Source organism: Pararhizobium sp. (genome assembly GCF_965279435.1).
Classification (GTDB): Bacteria; Pseudomonadota; Alphaproteobacteria; order Rhizobiales; family Rhizobiaceae; genus Pararhizobium.
Genome location: NZ_CBDIHY010000001.1, coordinates 313,180 through 328,937, shown reverse-complemented (window position 1 = coordinate 328,937; position 15,758 = coordinate 313,180). Strand labels below are relative to the sequence as shown.

The window sequence follows — 15,758 nt, the reverse complement described above, 5'->3', positions numbered from 1 at the left end:
TCGCTAAGAGGTGCGCCAAGAAAGCCAAACCACCGATGAAGAGCTACGTTCTGACCGTATCGTGCAAATCCACCCGTGGCATCGTCGCGGCGATCACCGGCTATCTGGCCGACGAGGGTTGTTACATCACCGACAGCTCGCAGTTTGACGACATGGAAACCGGCCTGTTCTTCATGCGCCTGACCTTCATCAGCCAGGAGGGCGCGACGCTCGACAAACTGACGACCGGTTTCGAACCGGTGAAGAACCGGTTCGGCATGGTCGCCGATATCCTTGATTCAGAGCACCGGATGAAGGTGCTGCTGATGGTGTCGCGCTTCGGTCATTGCTTGAACGACCTGCTCTACCGCTGGAAGATCGGTGCCTTGCCGATCGAGATCGTCGGTGTGGTCTCCAACCATTTCGAATACCAGAAGGTCGTGGTCAATCACGACATTCCGTTCCATCATATTCCGGTGACCAAGGCCAACAAGCCGCAGGCGGAAGCCCGGATCATGGACGTGGTCGAGCAGACCGGCACCGAGCTGATCGTACTCGCCCGCTACATGCAGATCCTGTCAGACCAGATGTGCAGCAAGATGTCTGGCAAGATCATCAACATCCACCATTCGTTCCTGCCGTCGTTCAAGGGTGCGAACCCCTACAAGCAAGCCTATGAGCGCGGCGTCAAGCTGATCGGCGCGACGGCGCATTACGTCACGGCCGATCTCGATGAAGGTCCGATCATCGAGCAGGATATTGCCCGCATCACCCATGCACAGTCGGCCGAGGATTACGTCTCGATCGGCCGTGATGTGGAAAGCCAGGTTCTGGCCCGCGCCGTGCACGCCCATATTCACCACCGCACCTTCATCAACGGTAACCGCACCGTGGTGTTTCCGGCAAGCCCGGGATCCTATGCGTCGGAGCGCATGGGCTGATGCTGGACAGGTACCGATGAAGGACGCGGGCATTTCCAAGCTTTGAATTGCGATATTCAATGAAGCCGCGACGCAGCAAGCCGCCGTTCAAGCCAGAGGCTGTAACGGGATCCGCCAAAGCCGATGGCGAAGTAGATCAAGGCGACGAAGATATAGGATTCGGTGTAAAAGCCGAGCCATACAACGCCAGAATTTTGGTGTCGAAGTAGGATTTCTTTACAGCAGTTGTCATGGTTTCATCCCCCGATGAGAGCTTGTCCGGCAATCGAGAAAAGCCGGATAGTGTAGTCTGGTTTGTCGTCGGATCAGCGGATCTGCCGCTTGTCGACGATCAGTTCTTCCCAGCCGGATTGCGGGCAAAGCTCGCGCCGGAAATCCAGGTCTGGAAATTCTGCCAAGGTGATTTCTGCGGTGGTGTAGACCGCAGATCCGACCCCAAAATGCGCGCCGATTGTTTTACTCGTCCGGTCGGACAAGGAGATGTGCAGATGTTCGCCCTTTACGTCGATCGTTCCGACGAGCGAGACGATCTCGAAATGTCCTGTGACCTCAGACCATACGCCGGTATTGGCGAAACGCAGCAGAGCCCTGGTGAGGCTGCCGACGACCGAGACGATCGAGACAGCCTTCAGCTTGTTTGCATCGACAAATTTCCGAAGCTCTTCGACAACGTCCTGACCGGGTTTGAGGCGCAGGGCATAGAAACGCGCTTGGCTGGCTGTTGCATTTTCATAGTCACTCATGGTCTGTCCTTGGTTCTGAAGACACGAATGAGTGCCTCGGAGCAGGATTGAATATTCCATATAAAAATTATAGAAATAATATACTATTTGTGCGAGACGATGCGGAAAACCCATCTGATGTCGGGACTTGGCCGAGTTGGGAGTGTGGATTTGATAGTGCCTTAAATTCTCGGACATGCCGGCTGGCGACGTCCTTATCGGCAAAGCCAAACGGCGCTGAGACCGCCGCGCCGGCAATTTTCCCGCCTTGTGCAGCCACAAAGGCACTTCGCATGGCCCTGAATTCCGTTCCTCGAACCCATGAGACAGCCCGATGACTCTTCCTCTTCACCCCGCCCAGACGCAGCTTCCAACCCTCGATTTTTCGCGTTTCCATGGGACGCCTTCGTCGGAGACCTGCGCCAGACACTGCACGACCATGGATTTTTCTATTTGACCGGGCATGGCGTCGATCCCAAGCTGATCGCCGATGTCGTCGCTGTCGCCAAGCGCTTCTTTGCCTTGCCGCTGGAGCAGAAGATCGAGATCGAAATGGTGAAGTCGCCGCATTTCCGCGGCTACAACCGGGCGGGGCTTGAGCGGACACGCGGTGAACAGGATTGGCGCGAGCAGCTCGACGTCAATACCGAGGGTAAGGCCGTTGTCATCGGCCCGGAAACGCCGGCCTGGCATCGCCTTTTCGGCCCAAACCAGTGGCCCTCGGCACTGCCGGAATTGAAGCCATTGCTGCTTGCCTATCAAACGGAGGTAACGCGCATCGGCATTGATGTTCTGAAGGCGATAGCAATTGCGCTTGGCCAGCCGGCGGACGTGTTCGCACCGATCTACGAGCCACAGCCGTCGCAGCTGTTGAAGATCATCCGCTATCCCGGTCGCGACGTGGCCGAGACCGATCAGGGCGTGGGTGCGCACAAGGACGGCGGCTTCGTCACCGTGCTGCTTCAGGATGTGACCCCGGGCCTGCGGGTTCGCACCGAGGATGGTGTGTGGATCGAGGCGCCGCCGGTTCCCGGCACCTTCATTATCAACACTGGCGAATTGCTCGAACTGGCGACAAACGGCTTCGTGCGCGCTGATGTGCACGACGTAGTCGCCCCGCCGGCGGGCGTCGAGCGTTTCTCGGTCGCCTTCTTTCTGGGCGCCCGTTACGACGCCTCGATCCCGGTCATCGATTTGCCGCAAGAATTGCGCGGATCCGAGCGCGGCATCACAGTCGATCCCCTCAACCCGATCTTCCGCGAAGTCGGCCAGAACCACCTGAAAAGCCGGCTCCGCTCACACCCCGACGTCGCCCGCGCCCATCATGCGGATCTGCTCACCCCCGAACAGCGCGAAGGCTAGGCGGGTGGTTTAAAGGTGGGCGGGCAGGGGATGTGTGGCTGCATTGCTTCTGTTCACCCCCGATCCTCTGGGAATGGCAATGCAGCAGCGTGATGGATATCGGCACCCCCACAAGCTTCGCCGCTCTGAAGGAGGGTGCGCCACAAAACCGTCGCTGCCCTGAGGGCGACATTGTGGGCGCCCGCATAAGGTGTTTGCCTGAAGGGCCCGGTTCCGTGCGCTGCAGGTGGGTCGAGTTGCCCGTTACGACCGGCTTGGCGAAAGCGGCGCGATCGCAATCCGGCCTTGCCACCACTTTGGCAACTGGACTGGGGCTCGACCCGTCAATGGCTGGCGAAATGGGCTGGCATCATAGAACTCGATGGGACCAACGCTCTGAAGCGGAGTTTAAAATACCGCTCCGGCTTGGACCGAAGAGTGTCAGATTAAAAGCCGACGGCTGGATGCCGCCTTAAACGGCTCTTACTCGGCAGCAGCCAGAAACAATTTGCTCTGTGACGATGATGCCAATGCGTGAACGCGGGCATCCGCCTTGGCGATCAACTGGTAGAATTCGTCCTGCGCCTCAACATCCAGCTGGATCACGGCATTCACTTCATCCGGCGTATCGCAGACGCAGGCAACTGCCGAGATAGGGCAGAGACCACCGGGATATCGCTTGCCGTTGCCGCTATAGGCGCGGCGCCCCCAGCGTTTGGAATATACAGTTTCCTCGCGCTCGAGGTGCAGGATTGTGCCCTTGCAAGCGGTCACGATCGCGGCTTTGCCGTAAGCGAACCAATGATAGTTCAGCCTGCGCAGAATATACTTCCCCGTAATATCTTCGCCGGAAAGTTCAGCCGGGTCTTGTATCATTCTAATCATGATCGCTTCCTTGAGTAGGAGCAATATCTGTCATGTGCGTGCGCACGGCAAGTCAAAAACGGCTGGTTTCCGAAGCACTTAGTCACAAAGTGTTTCCGTTTCTTACACTCGCGTCAGAAGAATTTACTATCCGGCGGTGCGCCAGAGAGCGCCGAAATGGGGTTGCCTCATGTGTTCAGGTGAGAAAATCGCTGAAGGATCTTGAGGTCGTGATTGCAGATCGGCCTTGGTGCCGGAAGCGCACCACTGGTTAGGCGCCAGCGAACAGTGAAAATATTTCAACATCTGGTAAGGAAGTGGACACGCGGACTGCGTCGCAGATTCGCCTGAGTGTCATTCACCGCAGAGGGTCGGTGTGGCACAGTTGCTCAAAATAAGGATAGTGAGAGGCTTATGGCCCCGTCTGACAAGAAGCTGCATTTCGGTCGCATCATCTCCGAATTACCGTCGTTGATAAAACTCTCTGTCCCGCTGGTTTTGGGACTTTCGGCAAGCTCGTTGATCGGCATCACCGATACGATCATGCTGGCGCCGCTGGGAACCGAGGTTTTGGCCATCGTCTCGCTGGTCATGGCGGTTCATATGCTGCTGACGGCGATGCTTTACGGGGTGATTTCGGTTGTCGGTGTGTCGATGGCCAGCAGCTTCGGGGCAAGGGATGCCCGCATGGTCAGTTCGGCTGTCCGGCATGGCATGATGACGGCGCTGATATGTGGCGCTCTGGCCGCGATAATCATGCTGGCGCTGATGCCGATCGTGCGGCTGATGGGTTTGCCGGAGGCGCAGGCGCGGCTTTACTGGGTGCCGATGGCGTTGTTCATGCTGCCTTTTTCGGTCTTTCTGGTGCTGAAATCGCTTCTTGACGCCACAGACAGACCTTGGCTAGCCGTCGGCTTCGCATTCCTGGGTGTGGTGATCAACATACCGCTGAACTACCTGCTGATTTACGGGCTTGGCCCGATACCGGCTCTTGGCATTCTTGGCTCGGGCATTGCCAGCGTTCTGGCCGAGACAATCGCTCTTGCCGCCGCCTATCTCTACTGGCGCCGCGCTTTGGCCATGCGTCGCTTCCGGCTCCGTTCGGTGGTGACAGGCAAAGGCGTCTGGCAGCAGTTCTTGCAGGGGCTGCCGCTCGGGATCAGCTATCTCGCCGAAGCGGGGGCTGTGGCGATGGCGACTTTCATTCTCGGCTGGTTTGGTGCCGGCGCACTCGCCGCCAACCAGATTGTCAACTCGATTGGAGCGACGCTGTATATGCTACCGCTGGGAATGGCGACCGCGGTTGCCATCCGTATCGCGCAGGCCGACGGCTCTGGACAGCCCGAACGGCTTCGGCCCATCGGAATGGCAACCTTCGGCTTTGTGGCGCTGTGGATGCTGGCGACCACGGTTGCGCTGATCTTTGCCGGCCGTTCCATTGCCGAATTGCTGAGCACGGACGCGCCCGTTGTCGCGCTGGCGTCCAGCATGTTCGTCGTGGTCGCTCTGATGCAGGTAGCAGATGGTTTGCAGTCGACCGGGCTTGGGGCTCTGCGCGGACTGAACGACACCAAGTGGCCGTCGGCCGTGTCGATTGTTTCATACTGGCTGCTGGCGCTCCCCTTAGGCTACTTTCTGGCCTTCCATACTTCCGTCGGTCCCCTGGGCGTCTGGATCGGCTTCGCCACCGGCCTTTCCATCAGCGCCATCGTGCTGCCTGCGCGATTTTTCAAGCTGGTTCGGATGCGGGAGGAGAACGCTTAGACGGCACGCCGCGAAAGGAGGTCTGTTCCCGGCACGTCCCGGCTTGGTTAAACCCCCTTCGGCTCCATCGCCCCGTCGAGGCTGCCGATCAGGGCCGAACTTGCCTGATTGAGGCCGATGACGTCCACGGGGATGTCATGCAGCTTGAACCGCTGGACCACCTTGTCGAGCGCTGCGACAGCGGTGATGTCCCAGAAGTGGGCTTCCGTCACATCGATCAGAACCGTCATGCCCACAGAATCCTGAATGTCAAACGCCTCGATGAAGATGTCTGCGGATGCAAAGAAGACCTGACCGGATACGCGATAGGACACGCGGCCTGCCTGCACATCGGTCGTTGTCTCCACCCGCAGCAGGCGGGCGACCTTGAACGTGAAGAACACCCCGCTCAGCAGCACGCCCACCGTTACGCCCAGTGCCAAATTGGAACTGAACACGGTCACTAAAACGGTCGCTACCATGACGGCACTCGACATCTTGGGATGAACGACGACCGAGCGCAGGGACGACCAGTCGAATGTATCGATCGACACCATCACCATGATGGCGACCAATGCCGCTACCGGCACCTGGGAAACCCACGGCTTGAGCAAAACCATCAACACCAGCAGGAAGGCACCGGCAAACAGGGTGGAGAGACGGCCGCGTCCGCCGTATTTCACATTGCTAACGGTCTGGCCGATCATCCCGCATCCGGCAATCCCGCCAAACAGACTGGCCGTCGCATTGGCGATACCGAGGCCTGTACACTCCCTGTTCTTTGAACTTACAGTGCCGGTGAGATCGTCGACGACGCTGGCCGTCATCATCGATTCGAGCAGGCCGACCATGGCGATGGCGATTGCTGGTCCGGCGATAATTGCCAGTGTTTCCATGGACAGAGGAACGCCCGGCCACCCAAAGATAGGAAGAGTATCCGGCAGCTTTCCTAGGTCGGCAACGGTCATCACCGGAAGCTGCAACGTGATCGAGGCAATGGTCAGCACAAGGATGCAGATCAATGGCGACGGGATCGCCGTGGTGATCCTCGGAACACCGTAGATGACTGCCAGCCCTGCAGCCAGCATGGCATAGGCAATTAAGTCTCCTCCGATAATGTGTGGAAGCTGAGCAGCAAAGATCAGGATGGCCAGCGCATTGACGAAGCCGGTGCGGACCGAATTTGAGACGAACCGCATGAGAACGCCAAGGCGCAATATCCCAAACAGGATCTGGAAAATGCCGGCCAGCAAACCTGCGGCGAACAAGTAAGGCAGCCCATGTGCGTGAACCAGCGGTGCAGCAACCAGCGCAACCGAGCCAGCGGCGGCGGAAATCATCGCGGGGCGCCCGCCGGTAAACGCAATGACGATGCCGATGACAAACGAAGCAAACAGGCCGACCTGCGGATCGACGCCTGCCACGGCGGAAAAGGCGATGACCTCGGGGATCAGCGCGAATGTCGCGACGGCTCCCGCGAGCATGTCGCGCATGGGATTGACGGACCAATCCCGGCGGATGGATGAAAATTGCATGGGGTGAGTTCTCGCAAAGCATGACCAACGCGCTTCTCAAAGCGGTTATCGAGTTGGCATGCGGTTTTTGCGTTGTCTGGCGGATCGGCGGCCAGAAGAGCCACCCGGAGTTTCACCGGGTCCGTGGTGATTGCTGGATTTATAGCTCGCATTTTTTCGGCGATGCAACACGAAATTTCCCCATCGTCGGCGTGTTGCCCGGCCAAACGTTTTTCGCAGCGCGTGGGACGATGTGGGCGAAGAATGCATTTCTTCCGCGCGCGTGGATAAACCAGGAATGAAAAGTTGATCCGATTGCGGTCCGTAGAGGAACGGAGCGCAATCGGGCTTTGGGATTGGAGCTCGCGGGCCTTTTACTCGGCCGGCTGAAGGTTTCCTATGGATGTGGCCTGGGCCGGATTTCCTTGCAACGCTCTTGCGAGCTGCTCGGTATCCAGTTCATTTTCCCAGCGGGCAACCACGATGGTTGCAACGGCATTGCCGACGAGATTGGTCAACGCCCGGCATTCGGACATGAAGCGGTCGATGCCGAGGATGAGCGCCATGCCGGCAACGGGAACGGCGGGTACGACCGAGAGTGTCGCGGCAAGCGTGATGAAGCCTGCACCGGTGATCCCGGCTGCACCCTTCGAGCTCAGCATGGCAACGAGCAACAGCAAGATCTGATCGGCGAAGGACAGCTGGATGTCGGTCGCCTGCGCGATGAACAAAGCTGCCAGCGTCATGTAGATATTCGTTCCGTCGAGATTGAAGGAATATCCCGTCGGGATGACAAGGCCGACGACCGAACGCTTGCAGCCGGCCTTTTCCATCTTGTCCATCAGGCCCGGCAGTGCTGCTTCAGAAGATGAGGTGCCGAGAACCAGTAGCAGTTCCTCCTTGATGTAGCGCAACAGGGCGACGATCGAAAATCCGTTGTAACGCGCAACCGCGCCAAGCACCACGAAAACGAAGATCAGCGCTGTGACATAGAATGTGCCAATCAGCATGGCGAGGTTGGCGATCGAGCCGACGCCGTATTTGCCGATGGTGAAGGCCATGGCGCCGAATGCACCGATCGGGGCAGCCTTCATCAGGATGGCAACAAGCTTGAACACGGGAGCCGTCAGCGCATTGAGGAAATTGACGACCGGCTCGCCTTTTTCGGCGACCATGGCAAGGGCGATGCCGAACAGTACCGAGAAGAACAGGACTTGCAGGATGTCGCCATCGGCAAAGGCGCCGACGATCGTCGTCGGAATGATGTTGCTGAGGAACCCTGTGATCGTCTGCTCATGCGCCTTTGCGGCATAAGTGGCGACGGCGGTTGGATCCAGCGACGCCGGATTGATATGCATGCCGGCACCCGGCTGCACGACATTGGCGACGATGAGGCCGATGACGAGGGCGAGCGTCGAAAACGTCAGGAAATACAGCATCGCCTTTCCGGCGACCCGGCCGACCTTCTGTAGGTCGCTCATCCCGGCAATACCCGTGGCCACCGTCAGGAAAATGACGGGCGCGATGATCATCTTCACGAGCTTGATGAAGGCATCGCCGAGCGGCTTCAACTGTGTACCGAGCTCAGGATAGAAGTGGCCAAGAAGAATGCCGGCCGCGATGGCGGCCAGCACCTGGACGTACAAATGCCGGTAGAACGGTGTTTTGACGGCTGGCTTGGGCGTAGCGTCGAATGGCACTGAAATCATGATATCCTCCTCTTCGACCCGTCCGGAACGAATTCCGGCCTCCCGGGCCTATGATTGATGGTTAAACGGGCTCGCCGTTATCCGGATACCTTCGCAAACTCCGTGCCAGTTTTGTTCGTACTGACTAAGTCTCTGATTATGTTTGCGTAATAATCTTGCATCACCACTTTGGCAGGGCGCTTCGTGCGATTATCCGCACATCTACAATTGCTTTTCGTGCGGAATTATGCACAATTCCGTCATGGACGTGTTTCCTGTCTTGGATATCAATCACCCGGTGAAGTTGGCGCGACATATGCGACGCGCCTGGCTGTTCTATGCTGTGGTTTCGGCTGTATTGGCGATCATGGCCTTGTGGTTCAGCGGCGAGGTGGCGCGCAGGTTTGCGGCAACATCGCTCGAAGTGCAGGCACGCACCGATGCCGATCTCAGCGCCGCACTGCTGCGCGCGGTTCTCGAGAAACAAAGGGCGCTTCCGCTGGTTCTCGCGCAAGATACGGCGCTTGGCGAAGCCTTGGTAACCGGCAATGGCGCAGCGCTTGATCCATTGAACCGCAAGCTCGAAGGCCTGGCCGTCGGTACCCAGGCCGCCGTCATCTACGTCATCGGCAAGGACGGGCTGGCGGTTTCTGCCAGCAACTGGCGCGAGCCGACCAGCTTCGTCGGCAATGACTACCGCTTTCGCGAATATTTTCAAAAAGCCATGAGCGAGGGCAAGGCAGAGCACTTTGCTCTCGGCAGCGTCAGCAAAAAGCCGGGTCTTTATATCTCACAACGGGTCGATAGCCCCGGCGGGCCGCTGGGTGTCGTCGTCGTCAAACTGGAGTTCGATCAGGTGGAGGCGGCTTGGGCTGCGTCGCTGAAGCCGACCTACGTCACGGATAGCCGCGGTATCGTGTTGATTACCAGCATTCCGTCCTGGCGTTTCATGACCATCGGGGAAATTCCAGCCGGTGCGCTCGTGGCGATCCGCGAGAGCCTGCAGTTCGGCGAGGCGCCGCTGCGCCCTCTTCCGTTCCAAAAGACCGGCGAGCAGGATGGAGCAAGTGTTGTCGAGGTGGTGATGCCGGGAAGCACCGGCGTCACCGAATTCCTCGATCTTCAGACGGCGGTGCCGACGACGGGCTGGATCCTGCAGCATCTGGTGCCGACGGCACCTTCCTTCGATGCGGCGATCCGCGAGGGGCGCATGCTGGCTTTGCTTGGCCTGCTTCCGGTTCTGGCTGGCGGAGCCCTGCTGCTGCGCCGCCGTCATGCCGCCTCCTTGCGCATTTCCGAAGCCCTCCAAGCCCGCGAGGAACTGGAACGGCGGGTATCGGAAAGAACGGCAGACCTAAGCCTGGCGCGGGACCGGCTGCAGGCGGAGATCACCGGCCATCATAATACCGAGCAGACATTGCAGGCGGTACAGCAGGATCTGGTTCAGGCAAACAGACTGGCAATCCTTGGCCAGGTGGCGGCGGGCGTCGCCCACGAAATCAACCAGCCGGTTGCCACCATTCGCGCCTATGCAGACAATGCGCGAGTTTTCCTCGAGCGCGGACAGGGGGCATCTGCGGCGGACAACATGGCGAACATCGCTGTACTGACAGAGCGGATCGGCGCGATTACCGACGAGTTGCGGGCACTTTCGCGCAAAGGCCGCCGTGACGCCGAACCGACGCCGCTTCGGGATGTCATCGAAGGCGCTGTACAATTGCTTCGCAGCCGTTTTGCCGGACGCATGGAGACCCTCGATATCGCTTTGCCGCCACCGGGCCTCATGGTGATGGGCATGCGCATCCGCCTGGAACAGGTGCTGATTAACCTCCTGCAAAACGCGTTCGAAGCCATTGGCGACAGGCAAGCCGATGGCCGTGTGGAGGTCCGGTTCGAGGCTTCAGGCGAGACCGTCACTGTTACCGTTTCCGACAATGGCCCGGGTATATCGCCTGAGGTTTTGCAAAGCCTGTTCATTCCTTTCAATACCAGCAAGGAAAGCGGGCTGGGGCTCGGACTGGTCATTTCAAAAGACATCGTCGCCGACTATGGCGGCCGGATCGAGGTTTCCAGCAGCGATACGGGAAGCCGTTTCACGGTCCATCTGAAGAAGGGGTGACGGTATGGCGGATGGCGGCACGATTGTTCTGATCGACGACGACAGGGATTTGCGGACGGCGACGACCCAGACGCTCCAGCTCGCTGGATTTTCCGTCTCAGCCTTCAGCAGCGCACGCGCCGCCCTTGCCGAACTCTCTGCGGATTTCACCGGTGCCGTCATCAGCGACATTCGCATGCCTGATATCGATGGGCTCGAACTGTTTGCCCGGCTGACACGCATGGATGCCGATCTCCCCGTGATCCTCGTGACGGGCCATGGCGATATTCCCATGGCCGTACAGGCCATCCAGGATGGCGCATACGATTTTATCGCCAAGCCCTTTGCCGCCGAAAGGCTGGTGCAAAGCGCCCGCCGGGCCGTGGAAAAGCGCCGGCTCGTTATGGAAAATCGCGCTCTGCGGCGGTCTGCGGAAACGGCCAGCGACAGCTTGCCGCTGATTGGCCAGACGCCGGCGATGGAAAATCTCAGGCAGACGCTGCGCTATATCGCCGACACGGATGTCGATGTGCTTGTTGCCGGAGAAACCGGCAGCGGCAAGGAGGTCGTCGCACAGCTCCTGCACAACTGGAGCCGGCGGCGGTCGGGGAATTTTGTGGCGCTGAACTGCGGGGCTCTGCCTGAAAGTGTGATCGAAAGCGAACTGTTCGGCCATGAGGCCGGTGCCTTTACAGGCGCCCAGAAGCGGCGGGTCGGGCGCATCGAACATGCGGGCGGCGGCACTCTGTTTCTCGACGAGATCGAGAGCATGCTGCCGGCGACGCAGGTCAAGATGCTCAGGGTACTCGAGACACGCCAGGTCAATCCGCTCGGCACCAACGAGGTGAGGCCGGTTGATCTGCGGGTGGTTGCCGCCGCCAAGGTCGATCTTGGCGATCCGGCTATGCGTGGTGAGTTCCGGGAAGACCTGTACTACCGGCTGAATGTCGTGACCCTCTCCATTCCGCCGCTTCGCGAGCGCCGGGAGGATATCCCTCTGCTATTTTCCCATTTCGCCGCCCGTGCCGCCGAACGTTTCAAGCGGGACATTCCCGTCCTGTCGGGACGCGTCCAGCAATATCTCGCCACCCACACTTGGCCGGGCAATGTCCGCGAGCTGTCACATTTTGCCGAGCGCGTCGTTCTTGGTGTCGAATCGGCCGGATGGTCAGCCACGCCGTCCGGCCCGGCTACAAACAGCCTGCCAGAAAAGCTTGAACTGTATGAGGGGGATATCATCCGGCAAGCTCTGGTGGCCAGCGACGGTGATGTCCGGTTGACGATCGAGGCGCTGGGTATTCCGAGGAAGACTTTTTACGACAAACTGCAACGCCACGGCATCAACCGTGCCGACTATGGCCGAAAACGCTGATGAGTGCGAGAAAGCGCCGAGCTAACGAACATGCAGAGACGAGGCGCATCACAAAAAACAAACGCTCGCGGCTTGATGCAAGCTGCGAGCGCTCTTTAGACTGCCCTGCAGGGCCGGGACTTACTCGACCCGGGCGAGTGCTGATCCGGCATTCACATAGGCGCCTTCTGCGGCCTTGATCCGCAACACGCCGGAGCGGGTCGACAGGATCTGCGTTTCCATCTTCATCGCTTCCATCACGGCGATCAGGTCGCCTTCTTTAACGGTATCGCCATCGGCACATTTCCAAGCTTGTAGTGTACCGGAAATGGGTGCCGCAACGGTGGAGGCGTCTTCCACATTTGCCGTTTTCGCCTGATCGGAATCCTGTGCTTTCAGGCCGCCGAGCCCAGCAAGCAGCGAGGCCGGAATGCCGAGCGCGTGACGTTTTCCGTCGATCTCGACATGGGTGCGGATGAGCGATGTATCAGTGCCCGGATCGGGCCGGGCTTCGGCCGTCAGGGTGTCGGCGAAATCGGTCTCGATCCAGCGCGTATGTACCTTGAACCCGTCTTTGCCGATAAAATCAGCGGCTTCCATCGCGGCGCGGTGAAACGGCAGGACCGTTGCGATGCCTTCGATCTTGAACTCCTTGAGTGCACGGCGGGCGCGCGACAGTGCCTGCTCGCGGGTGGCGCCGGTGACGATCAGCTTGGCCATCAGCGAATCGAACGTACCGGGGATGGTCGAGCCGGAGACAACGCCGCTGTCGAGCCGTACGCCGGGACCGGACGGGGCTTCGAACGTGGTAATGGTGCCGGGCGTCGGCAGGAAGCCGCGACCGGGATCTTCGGCATTGATGCGGAATTCGATCGAGTGGCCGCGCGGTACCGGTGTCTCAGTGACCAGCAGCGGCAGACCGTCGGCGATGCGGAACTGCTCGATGACGAGGTCGATGCCGGTCGTCTCTTCGGTGACCGGATGCTCGACCTGCAGGCGGGTATTGACTTCGAGGAAGGAGATCGTGCCGTCGACGCCGAGCAGGAACTCGACGGTGCCGGCGCCGGAATAGCCAGCGGCGGCGCAGATCTTTTTGGCGGCGTCATGGATCGACTGGCGCTGCGCGTCGCTGAGGAAGGGGGCGGGGGCCTCTTCGACGAGCTTCTGGTTGCGCCGCTGTAGCGAGCAATCGCGGGTACCGAGCACGACGACATTGCCGTGTTTGTCCGCGATGACCTGCGCCTCGATATGGCGCGGACGGTCGAGGAACCGTTCCAGGAAACACTCGCCGCGGCCAAAGGCCGCCTTTGCTTCACGCACGGCCGACTCATAGAATTCGGCAATGTCCTCCATATGCCAGGCGACCTTGATCCCGCGGCCACCGCCGCCGTGGGCAGCCTTGATTGCCACCGGCAGGCCATGCTGCTCGGCAAAGGCCACGACTTCCGCCGCAGTCTCGACCGGGCCGTCGCTGCCGGCAACCAGAGGGGCGCCGACGCTGGTGGCGATCCGCCGTGCCTGCACCTTGTCGCCAAGGGCTTCGATGACATGGGGATCGGGGCCGATCCAGATCAGGCCGGCATCAATGACGGCACGGGCGAATTCCGCCCGCTCGGACAAGAAGCCATATCCTGGATGCACGGCATCGGCGCCGGAGCGCTTGGCGATGCCGATCAGCTTTTCGATATCGAGATAGGTTTCCGCCGGACGGTTGCCGGAGAGCCCATAGGCTTCGTCGGCCAACTGGACGAACAGCGCATCCATGTCCGGATCGGCATAGACTGCAACAGAGGCGATGCCGTAATCGCGGCAGGCGCGGATGATGCGGACGGCGATTTCGCCACGATTGGCAATCAGCACTTTTTTCATGGGATCTATCCTCATTGTCTTTGGTCGGCCGGGCATCGCGATATCAAGCCTTTGTTGGCTTGATATCGGCGAAGGCCGTCACGGGCCGGAAGCGGATCTTTGCATTGACCGGAATCTGTCCGGCGAGATCGAGATGATATTCAGCGACGGTGCCGATCACCGGATAACCGCCGGTCAGCGGATGGTCGGCAAGGAACAGCACCGGCTGGCCGCTATGCGGCACCTGGATGGCGCCGGTCGCGGTGCCTTCGCTTGGCAGTTCCGCCTTGTCCTTGCGCTCCAGCGGCACGTCGCCGGAAAGGCGGATGCCGACGCGATTCGATTGCGGCGTCATCGTCCAGAGTTGCCCGGAAAGCGTCGCGATACCGGCTTCTGTAAACCAGTCGCTGCGCGGACCCATGATGACGTCGAGCGTCACCGTCTCGCCGGACGCTGGATGCTCGAACGCCGGTGCTTCGGTGAGAGAGACAGGTGCGACGCTCTTCGTTTCGGCTTCGATGGTCAGCACGGTACCGGCGATCACAGCATCCGGGCCGACAAAGGCGAGCGTATCGCTAGAGGCGCTGCCAAGCACCGGCTTGACGGCAAAGCCGCCCCGGATCGCCAGATAGCTGCGCATGCCCTTCGGCGCGTGACCAAGCGTGACGATATCGCCGGGCTCCAGCGAGATCGGCTGGTAGGTTTCTGCCGTCTGCTCGCGGCCAGATGCGTCACGAATGAGAATGGGACAGGGAGCGCCGGTGATTCCGAGAACAGCGCGGCCGGTGATCTCGAAGGAGAAGCCACCGAGCGTGATTTCGAGACAAGCGAAATCGATCGGGTTGCCGACGAGGCGGTTGGCGGCCTTGAGCGCGCGGAGGTCGAGCGCACCGGACGATGAGACGCCCTGACCGGTCTGGCCGAACCGGCCGAGATCCTGAAACAGCGCTGGCATGGGAGCTGCGAGAACCTTAAGCGTCAGGGCATCCGCTGCCGGAGCCGACGCCGGCTCTACGGACGTTTTGGCGGCAGCTGCGGAGATCGTGGTCTTGCTTTTCGAGATATCGGTGAAGCGCACCCGGTAACCCGGCTGGAACAATGCTGGTGGATCGCGCGACAGATCCCACATCTTTTCCGGCGTCGTGCCGATGATCTGCCAGCCTCCGGGGCTGGCCTGCGGGTAGACGCCGGAAAATGCGCCAGCCAAGGCGACGGAGCCGGCCGGTATCTTTGTGCGCGGGCTCTGGCGGCGCGGCACCTGCAGGGCGGGATCGCCACCGACGAGATAGCCGAAACCGGGCGCAAAGCCGCAGAAGGCGACGGTGAATTCGCTGTCGGTATGGCGGCGGATGACCTCCTCGACCGAGAGACCGGTCAGGCCTGCGACGTCGGCGAGATCTTCGCCGTCATAGTGCACAGTGATTTCCACACACTTGTCGGATGGTGCGATGCGGGCGGAGAGATCGCGGGTCGCGATTGCGCCTGCAAGCTTTTCAGCCGTCAGCTTTTCCGGCCGGAACCGGATCATTAGGGTGCGGGCAGCGGGCACCATGTCTTCGATGCCCTCGACTGGATCGGCTTCAAGCGAGGCAAACAGCGCCAGCGTCTCGTCGAGATCGGCGAGTTCAACAAGCAATACTGTCAGGCTGACGGGCAGAAAACGCATCGG

Annotated in this window: 11 protein-coding genes, 2 pseudogenes and 1 other annotated feature; of the genes and pseudogenes, 6 read left to right on the top strand and 7 right to left on the bottom strand. The window is 60.0% G+C overall.

Annotated features, from left to right (window positions below; genetic code table 11):
• Positions 1-35: 35 nt before the first annotated feature.
• Complete coding sequence (purU, locus tag ACQY8Q_RS01470) at positions 36-920, top strand: formyltetrahydrofolate deformylase (protein ID WP_428423921.1); 885 nt, start codon at positions 36-38, stop codon at positions 918-920.
• A 56-nt stretch (positions 921-976) separates the two neighbouring features.
• Here purU and ACQY8Q_RS01465 read toward each other — a convergent pair.
• Together ACQY8Q_RS01465 and ACQY8Q_RS01460 are read right to left on the bottom strand one after the other, a co-directional pair.
• Positions 977-1,099, bottom strand: a pseudogene (locus ACQY8Q_RS01465) (amino acid ABC transporter permease); the annotation flags it as partial.
• A 126-nt stretch (positions 1,100-1,225) separates the two neighbouring features.
• Positions 1,226-1,663 carry a PPC domain-containing DNA-binding protein gene (locus tag ACQY8Q_RS01460; protein WP_428423919.1) on the bottom strand — a complete coding sequence of 146 codons (438 nt, stop codon included), beginning with the start codon at positions 1,661-1,663 and terminating at the stop codon, positions 1,226-1,228.
• A gap of 313 nt (positions 1,664-1,976) precedes the next feature.
• Here ACQY8Q_RS01460 and ACQY8Q_RS01455 point away from each other — a divergent pair.
• A pseudogene (locus ACQY8Q_RS01455) lies at positions 1,977-3,004 on the top strand (isopenicillin N synthase family dioxygenase).
• Positions 3,005-3,466: 462 nt separating this feature from the next.
• On the opposite strand, the gene ACQY8Q_RS01450 reads toward ACQY8Q_RS01455, so the two are convergent.
• A complete protein-coding gene (locus tag ACQY8Q_RS01450; RefSeq protein WP_428423917.1) occupies positions 3,467-3,868 on the bottom strand; it encodes a hypothetical protein in 402 nt (133 codons plus the stop codon).
• 393 nt (positions 3,869-4,261) lie between these two features.
• On the opposite strand from ACQY8Q_RS01450, the gene ACQY8Q_RS01445 reads away from it, so the two are divergent.
• The gene (locus ACQY8Q_RS01445) at positions 4,262-5,611 is read left to right on the top strand and encodes an MATE family efflux transporter (RefSeq protein WP_428423915.1); all 1,350 of its coding nucleotides are present in this window, start codon (positions 4,262-4,264) and stop codon (positions 5,609-5,611) included.
• Positions 5,612-5,658: 47 nt separating this feature from the next.
• Here ACQY8Q_RS01445 and ACQY8Q_RS01440 read toward each other — a convergent pair whose 3' ends face one another.
• The gene (locus ACQY8Q_RS01440; RefSeq protein WP_428423913.1) at positions 5,659-7,125 is read right to left on the bottom strand and encodes a SulP family inorganic anion transporter; all 1,467 of its coding nucleotides are present in this window, start codon (positions 7,123-7,125) and stop codon (positions 5,659-5,661) included.
• Between ACQY8Q_RS01440 and ACQY8Q_RS01435 the strand changes: the two genes are divergently transcribed.
• Positions 7,113-7,406, top strand: a complete 294-nt coding sequence (locus ACQY8Q_RS01435; RefSeq protein WP_428423911.1) for a hypothetical protein — start codon at positions 7,113-7,115, stop codon at positions 7,404-7,406. The genes ACQY8Q_RS01440 and ACQY8Q_RS01435 overlap by 13 nt on opposite strands.
• Positions 7,196-7,251: a sequence feature (sul1 is cis-regulatory element that is thought to sense ions involved in sulfur or methionine metabolism; They are found in Alphaproteobacteria), on the bottom strand. It overlaps the preceding gene by 56 nt.
• Before the next feature lie 72 nt (positions 7,407-7,478).
• Here the strand turns inward: ACQY8Q_RS01435 and ACQY8Q_RS01430 are convergent.
• Positions 7,479-8,813, bottom strand: coding sequence for a dicarboxylate/amino acid:cation symporter (locus ACQY8Q_RS01430; protein WP_428423909.1), 1,335 nt, complete (start codon positions 8,811-8,813; stop codon positions 7,479-7,481).
• A gap of 226 nt (positions 8,814-9,039) precedes the next feature.
• Between ACQY8Q_RS01430 and ACQY8Q_RS01425 the strand changes: the two genes are divergently transcribed.
• Positions 9,040-10,911, top strand: coding sequence for a sensor histidine kinase (locus ACQY8Q_RS01425; RefSeq protein WP_428423907.1), 1,872 nt, complete (start codon positions 9,040-9,042; stop codon positions 10,909-10,911).
• Between the two features lie 4 nt (positions 10,912-10,915).
• Complete coding sequence (locus ACQY8Q_RS01420) at positions 10,916-12,262, top strand: sigma-54-dependent transcriptional regulator (RefSeq protein ID WP_428423905.1); 1,347 nt, start codon at positions 10,916-10,918, stop codon at positions 12,260-12,262.
• A 120-nt stretch (positions 12,263-12,382) separates the two neighbouring features.
• Here ACQY8Q_RS01420 and ACQY8Q_RS01415 read toward each other — a convergent pair whose 3' ends face one another.
• Together ACQY8Q_RS01415 and ACQY8Q_RS01410 are read right to left on the bottom strand one after the other, a co-directional pair.
• Complete coding sequence (locus tag ACQY8Q_RS01415; protein WP_428423903.1) at positions 12,383-14,110, bottom strand: acetyl/propionyl/methylcrotonyl-CoA carboxylase subunit alpha; 1,728 nt, start codon at positions 14,108-14,110, stop codon at positions 12,383-12,385.
• Positions 14,111-14,153: 43 nt separating this feature from the next.
• Entirely contained in the window at positions 14,154-15,755 is a 1,602-nt protein-coding gene (locus tag ACQY8Q_RS01410) for a 5-oxoprolinase/urea amidolyase family protein (protein ID WP_428423901.1), read from the bottom strand.
• Between the last annotated feature and the right edge of the window lie 3 nt (positions 15,756-15,758).

Excerpts from the sequence above, each read along its gene's own strand:
- ACQY8Q_RS01435 (WP_428423911.1), top strand. The coding sequence starts at position 7,113 with ATGAAAATTGCATGGGGTGAGTTCTCGCAAAGCATGACCAACGCGCTT.
- ACQY8Q_RS01420 (WP_428423905.1), top strand. The coding sequence starts at position 10,916 with ATGGCGGATGGCGGCACGATTGTTCTGATCGACGACGACAGGGATTTG.
- ACQY8Q_RS01425 (WP_428423907.1), top strand. The coding sequence starts at position 9,040 with ATGCACAATTCCGTCATGGACGTGTTTCCTGTCTTGGATATCAATCAC.
- ACQY8Q_RS01440 (WP_428423913.1), bottom strand. The coding sequence starts at position 7,125 with ATGCAATTTTCATCCATCCGCCGGGATTGGTCCGTCAATCCCATGCGC.
- ACQY8Q_RS01460 (WP_428423919.1), bottom strand. The coding sequence starts at position 1,663 with ATGAGTGACTATGAAAATGCAACAGCCAGCCAAGCGCGTTTCTATGCC.
- purU (WP_428423921.1), top strand. The coding sequence starts at position 36 with ATGAAGAGCTACGTTCTGACCGTATCGTGCAAATCCACCCGTGGCATC.
- ACQY8Q_RS01430 (WP_428423909.1), bottom strand. The coding sequence starts at position 8,813 with ATGATTTCAGTGCCATTCGACGCTACGCCCAAGCCAGCCGTCAAAACA.
- ACQY8Q_RS01415 (WP_428423903.1), bottom strand. The coding sequence starts at position 14,110 with ATGAAAAAAGTGCTGATTGCCAATCGTGGCGAAATCGCCGTCCGCATC.
- ACQY8Q_RS01445 (WP_428423915.1), top strand. The coding sequence starts at position 4,262 with ATGGCCCCGTCTGACAAGAAGCTGCATTTCGGTCGCATCATCTCCGAA.
- ACQY8Q_RS01450 (WP_428423917.1), bottom strand. The coding sequence starts at position 3,868 with ATGATTAGAATGATACAAGACCCGGCTGAACTTTCCGGCGAAGATATT.
- ACQY8Q_RS01410 (WP_428423901.1), bottom strand. The coding sequence starts at position 15,755 with ATGCGTTTTCTGCCCGTCAGCCTGACAGTATTGCTTGTTGAACTCGCC.